This is a genomic window from Kangiella japonica (assembly GCF_039523535.1).
GTDB classification, from domain to species: domain Bacteria; phylum Pseudomonadota; class Gammaproteobacteria; order Enterobacterales; family Kangiellaceae; genus Kangiella; species Kangiella japonica.
Genome location: NZ_BAAAFM010000003.1, coordinates 1175250 through 1181526, shown reverse-complemented (window position 1 = coordinate 1181526; position 6277 = coordinate 1175250). Strand labels below are relative to the sequence as shown.

General features: G+C 44.0%; 4 protein-coding genes. 2 read left to right on the top strand and 2 right to left on the bottom strand.

The genetic code is table 11. The features are described from left to right. Nucleotides 1–517 precede the first annotated feature (517 nt). Nucleotides 518–1906 carry a S8 family serine peptidase gene (locus ABD128_RS09000; protein WP_343989339.1) on the bottom strand — a complete coding sequence of 463 codons (1389 nt, stop codon included), beginning with the start codon at nucleotides 1904–1906 and terminating at the stop codon, nucleotides 518–520. A 230-nt stretch (nucleotides 1907–2136) separates the two neighbouring features. Further along, the gene (tyrS, locus tag ABD128_RS08995) at nucleotides 2137–3333 is read right to left on the bottom strand and encodes a tyrosine--tRNA ligase (protein WP_343989337.1); all 1197 of its coding nucleotides are present in this window, start codon (nucleotides 3331–3333) and stop codon (nucleotides 2137–2139) included. Between the two features lie 336 nt (nucleotides 3334–3669). On the opposite strand from tyrS, the gene ABD128_RS08990 reads away from it, so the two are divergent. Beyond that, nucleotides 3670–5136, top strand: a complete 1467-nt coding sequence (locus tag ABD128_RS08990) for a peptidoglycan DD-metalloendopeptidase family protein (RefSeq protein ID WP_343989335.1) — start codon at nucleotides 3670–3672, stop codon at nucleotides 5134–5136. Nucleotides 5137–5157: 21 nt separating this feature from the next. Next, nucleotides 5158–6276 (top strand): anhydro-N-acetylmuramic acid kinase, encoded by a 1119-nt coding sequence (locus ABD128_RS08985; RefSeq protein WP_343989332.1) that lies wholly within the window; start codon nucleotides 5158–5160, stop codon nucleotides 6274–6276. The last annotated feature ends 1 nt before the right edge of the window (nucleotide 6277 follow it).

The following is a 6277-nucleotide window of genomic DNA, read 5'->3' as shown; positions in this document are numbered from 1 at the left end:
CACACAAATTGTCTTATCAATCTGTTAAAGAACGTCTTGGTGAAGAACTCGCTTCACTCAAGTGGACGCGCATTATATGCCATCCAAACTTCCTGTCAACCGCTTTCGATAATCTTTTTAACGTTTATTTTTCAAAACCTTAAATCGCTTTATCGACCCCTCAAATCCCTGAGCGGCTTGCTCGAACTTTTCGTTCAGAGCGGCGCGCATTATATAGCGCCTCAACTTCCTGTCAACACTCTTTTTAAAACTTTTTAAATCGTCTTAAAAACCCACCCTTCCTGAGCTCCTTCTTGGCGAGCACTTGTTGTGTTTGCCTCGAAAGTGAAGCGCATTATAGAGACTAAATTGCACTCCGCAACCCTTTTTTGAAACTTTTATTAATTTATTTTCTAACCTTTACTTTTCGTTTAAAAGCTGCTCAAAACGATGATAAAACAATCAATTAAGTGTGGTTTTTCATCCATCTAAGAAAAAAGGCCACCGAGTGACCTTTCTCTATTAGCGACTTTCTTTATCAATAGCCTGAAGAAACACGCCCTTTACCATGCTCTGTGCTATTTCCATTACCAATAGCTCGTGTTCTCAACTCTTTTTCTAATTGCCCTACACTGATATTACCACCATGTTCGCTGATAATAAGTGCAGCGACCCCAGCAACGTGTGGTGATGCCATACTTGTTCCTGCATTCCAACTCCAACCGCCAGGACTTGTACTCAATACCATGTCGTACACATAACATGGTCGACCCGGTAATACTGGTCCATTACAGGGAGCCGCACCAAAATCAAAAAACACATCAAAGTCTCCACCTGGAGCTGATAAGTCGATACCTTTTCTACCGTAGTTTGAGTATGACGCTAATTCATCCAACGCTGTGGTGCTATCTAATCCCCATAGATATGGTGCTGTCGCAGAAACCGAAATCACATGATTCGCCTCAGCCGGTAACGCCATTATTGGACCGTCATGATTCATATCGCGTGCATCATTGCCTGCTGATGAGATTATGAGAGTGCCTTTATTTCTTACGTAATTCGTAACTTTGTTATAAGTACGGATTAATTCGCTACAGTCCTTAGCTGGGTAATGGGTCGAATCTCCCGTATTCGGATCTGTAAATGTGCAGTTCTTAGGAAAACCACCACTAATACCCAAGCTCATGTTAATAATATCGGCACCATTATCAGCAGCATAAATCATTCCTTGCCAAATACCCGAGGTGCTACCGCTTCCAGTGATCGCTGAGAGTACTTTAACTGATATAATTTCTGCCTCTGGAGCAACACCAATGGTACCAAATGCATTATCCGCAGCAGCAATGGTTCCTGATACGTGGGTACCATGACTTCCCGGAGGGTTATCAAAATCTTCACCGGCAACAAATGATGTGGACAAAGCCATGTTTAAGTTAGGCACTAAATCTGGGTGTGAAGAGTCAATGCCACTATCTAATACCGCCACTCGAACTCCTTGCCCTCGAACTCCAGCTTCCCAAGCCTCAGTAGCATTCACTGCATCGTGTCCCCACTGCAAATCAAAGAAGAAATCATCATCTCCGGTATTTGGTGGGCTCGTTGCCATTTCTTCAAAAGTTACTCCAAACTCTTCTGTGGGGTTCGGTGTTATATAGTTTAGAGTAAAATCTTTAAACGTTGATGCCACGCCAGACACCCCAGCCAGACGCTCTCGTATGTCCGGGTTATCTGTCTCTATTACTAATAATCCCACTTGAGGGATTTCTTGGGTGACAGTCGCGCCCATAGCCTCAACGCTATTCACTAAATTTTTATTAATCTTATTTTTGGCTACAACAACAAAAGACTCAGCATGACCTAATATAGGAAGACCCATGGCTGCGCCGATACACATCGTAAAAACGCCTTTCTTAAATATATTATCCATTATGTACTCCAGTGTTTTATAGAGCTACCCCATGTAGCTTTATAAATACTAATGAAAATACAAAATGGATGGTATGGCACAAACCAGAATATCTTAGGATATAACTCGAAAAATGGAGAGTTTTAACATGTCATTGTAAAGAAGGTGGACACTTTTTGTACAACGATAGTCGCTCCCATAAAAAAAGGCCACCCAAGTGACCTTTTTAATTGTTCCGATAATATCCGGTTTTATGACACATTAACGTAAGCAATCTTCTTTTTGCCTGCTTGCATTAAGTATTTGCCCGGTTTTACCATATAAGAAGGCTCGACAACTTCCCAATCCACTTTAACGCGCCCGTTTTTCAACATATCTTTCGCTTGGGCAGAGTTTGCAGCTAGGCCTGCTCTATTGATAACAGCTCCAATTGGAAACTCAGCAGCACCGTCCAGACTCACCTCTACTTCTGGTGTGCCCTCTGGAACCTCACCTTCTTTAACAATATTACCAGCACCTTTATGGGCATTTTGTGCCGCTTCTTTGCCGTGGAACCTCTCGATAATTTCCAAAGCAAAAGCTTTTTTAATTTCTTGTGGGTTTGTGCCAGCTTCTACATCTTTCTTCAATTGCTCCACTTCTTCGAGCGACTTAAAGGACAGTAGTTCATGGTAGCGCCACATCATATCGTCCGGTAACGACAAGAGCTTTTGATACATAACGCCTGGAGCTTCTGTGATCCCCACATAGTTATTCAAGGACTTGGACATTTTATTAACACCATCGAGTCCTTCTAATAAAGGCATCATCAAGACAGTTTGTGGCTTCTGCCCCTCTGACTTCTGTAATTCACGCCCCATTAATAGGTTAAAGCGCTGATCCGTTCCACCCAACTCAACGTCAGCCTCCATCGCCACAGAGTCATACCCCTGAACTAAAGGGTATAAAAACTCATGGATCGCGATTGGCTGTTCGTTGTTATAGCGCTTTTTAAAATCATCTCGCTCTAACATACGGGCAACCGTTAAGTTAGATGCCAGCTTAATCATGCCGGCAGCACCTAGCTTTTCGCACCACTCTGAGTTAAAGCGGATCGTGGTCTTTTCTGGATCAAGGATTTTAAAGACCTGCTCTTTATAGGTTTCCGCATTTTTTAGGACATCTTCACGAGTCAGCGGTTTACGAGTAACATTTTTACCCGTTGGGTCGCCGATCATTCCTGTGAAGTCACCAATAAGGAATACAACATTATGCCCAAACTGCTGGAATTGGCGCATTTTATTAATTAATACGGTATGCCCAAGGTGCAGATCCGGTGCCGTGGGGTCAAAACCCGCTTTAATCGTAAGTGGGCGACCTTCTTTTAACTTTTCCAGTAACTCTTCTTCTGGCAAAATCTCATCAGCACCACGCTTGAGTTCCTCAAACATGGTTTCAAAGTCTTTCATAAGTGCGATACTCTCTTGTTTTGATGGCTCAAAGATACACGAATTGTCATACTATGCAACGGTTTCAGAGCAAAAAAGGCAACTGACAAAGCTACGACAAACCCAATTCAAAAGTGTAAAAAAACCTGACTCTTTCACATTTCCAAGTCAAATATGACCAAATTATGGATTTTAAGCTTTTTTACATTGACCAATAGCGGTCATAAGGTTATTGTTATTGCGCAAAAACTATTCAACTAATTTCTTAAGTAAACTATGATAAACCGTGATTATAAAAGGTTTAACAGAAGCAAGCCTCTGTTTTCCCGAAAGAAAAGCCGACGAAAGGGCGCGATCGTGACGATCTCAGCGTTATCAGTCGTATTTGCGGCAGTATCTTACTTAGCAATGACTCCAGGAGAAGAGTCTTCCACTCAAGAAAAACAACAAGAAATCCTTACACTACAATTATCAACGGACGACAATAATAGCTCAGACAATTCAGCCAGCTTAGACACAGAGTCTAACAGCTTGCCATTGACTGACGGTGTTCTTGAGCCAGCCAAGCAAAAACTGTCCACAAACGATCAAGCGCGCACAATAAATCCAAAAAACTCACAAGATCTTGAACAAGCGACAACCGCTATTAAAGAGTTTGTGAAAAAAACGACTAAGCCAAAATACGACTGGAAGACTATTAAAGTAGCCAAAGGCGAAAGCCTCTCGCGTATTTTCAATAAGTTAGGTTTCAGCTCGAAAGATCTGCACTATATTATGCAGTCTGGCGATCAAGTCGATATCTTAAAAAAGATTCGCCCTGGTCACACTCTTGAGTTTGCAGCCAATGAGAACAAAGGTTTCCAGGAGCTGCGTTACCCGTTCAACTCTAGCGACACGCTCGTTATTACTAAGTTGGCGGATAAAGAATTCGACGTTTCTTTAGACAAGAAGCCTATTGAATTCAAGCAACGCTTCGCCACTGCGACGATTACCAGCAGCTTCTATAATGCCGGTAAACAGGCAGGACTTCCTGATGGCGTGATTATGGAGCTAGCCGGCGTTTTCGAGTATGACATTGATTTTGCACTAGAGATACGCAAAAACGACAGCTTCTCGGTGCTTTACGAAGAAAAGTACATTGATGGCAAAAAAGCAGGTTATGGCAACATCTTATCGGCTGAGTTCTATAACATGGGCGAGCACTACGCTGCCGTTCGCTACACCGATACCAACGGTCGTACCGCCTATTACACGCCAGAAGGTAAGGCTTTACGCAAATCCTTCTTACGCGCGCCATTAAAGTTTAACTACGTGAGTTCAAACTTTAATCCGAAACGTTTCCACCCGATCCAAAAGCGTGTTAAAGCGCACCGTGGTACCGATTATCGTGCACCAATCGGCACTCCAGTTCGCGCCGCAGGCGATGGTCGTGTGGTTAAATCAGCATACAACCGCTTTAATGGTAACTATGTTTTCATCCAACACGGTGGAAACATCACGACTAAATACCTGCACTTCTCTAAGCGTGCGGTCAAAGCCGGTCAACGCGTAAAGCAAGGTCAGATCATTGGTTACGTCGGCTCTACAGGAATGTCACAAGCACCACACCTACACTATGAGTTTGTGGTCAATGGTGTTCATCGCAATCCGCGTACGGTGAAATTACCACACGCTGCGCCAGTGCCAAAAGCCGAGATGGCTCGCTTCCAAGAGCACTCTAAGCCTTTAGTGGCGCGCCTTGAAACAGAGCGCACGACCTACTTTGCTCGCCTAAATGATGAAAAATCAGCAGGTTCAGCAAGCAATAGTAAACTTCAAAAATAAACGGTCACAGAGCCTTAAGCTGTGGCCTTATTTATTGGACTTATCTCAGGGACGAGTGTTGATGCCATCGATGCTGTCCTCTGTGATATCCACAAGACTCCCAACCAATCCATAAAACTGCTTCATTCCCTAAGCTACCCCTACCCTGAGTCATTACAACAACAGTTGTTAGATTTTGGTAAATCCAATTATCAGGGGGATCCCATTGATCAGCTGGGTAAACTGGATCATCAAGTAGCGTTGCACTTTGTGCAAGCTGTACAACAACTTTTAGACCAGGCGAAATGCTCACCGGAAGATATTGTGGCGATTGGTAGTCACGGCCAAACGGTCCGTCACCGGCCTGATTCACGCTACCCTTTTACGCTGCAAATTGGCGATGGCAACATCGTCGCGGCCAAAACAGGGATTAAAACTGTAGCCGACTTTCGCCGCCGGGACATGGCGCATGGGGGCCAAGGTGCTCCTTTTGCACCCGCTTTCCACCAAGCGTTCTTTGCTGATGAAGAACACTCACGCGCAGTTGTAAACCTTGGTGGCATTGCTAATTTCACCTTGTTGCAACCTGGCCAAACGCCGGTTGGTTTTGACACTGGCCCAGCGAATACGCTTATGGACCATTGGATTTTCCAGCATCAGCAATTAAGTTATGACATAGATGGAAGGTGGGCATCAAGTGGTAAAGTGATACCTGAAGTATTAGAGCGGCTACTGGATGATCCATTTTTTAACATGTCAGCCCCTAAAAGTACCGGCTGTGAATACTTTAATCTTGACTGGTTACACCACATATCCGAACCATTAGAGCTTGCACAATATTTACCACAAGACGTACAGAGAACCTTACTCGAACTAACAGCGCACACGGTAGCGTCATCAATCTTGAGGTATATGGACCGAGGACAAGTGTACCTTTGCGGGGGCGGTGCTCACAATCCTGCGCTTCGAACTCGCCTGAAACAGCTCCTTCCATTGCATACAATCAACGATAGTTCTCAGCTCGGGATAGCTCCAGACTGGGTTGAGGCAATGACATTTGCTTGGTTCGCGTCGAAAACTATTGCACAAGAAGCTATTGCGTTAAGCAGTATCACCGGCGCTAGTCAAAACAGTATTTTAGGCGCCATCTACAGTAATTAGT

Coding starts and splice junctions, on each gene's coding strand:
- ABD128_RS09000 (WP_343989339.1), bottom strand. CDS start 1,906: ATGGATAATATATTTAAGAAAGGCGTTTTTACGATGTGTATCGGCGCA.
- tyrS (WP_343989337.1), bottom strand. CDS start 3,333: ATGAAAGACTTTGAAACCATGTTTGAGGAACTCAAGCGTGGTGCTGAT.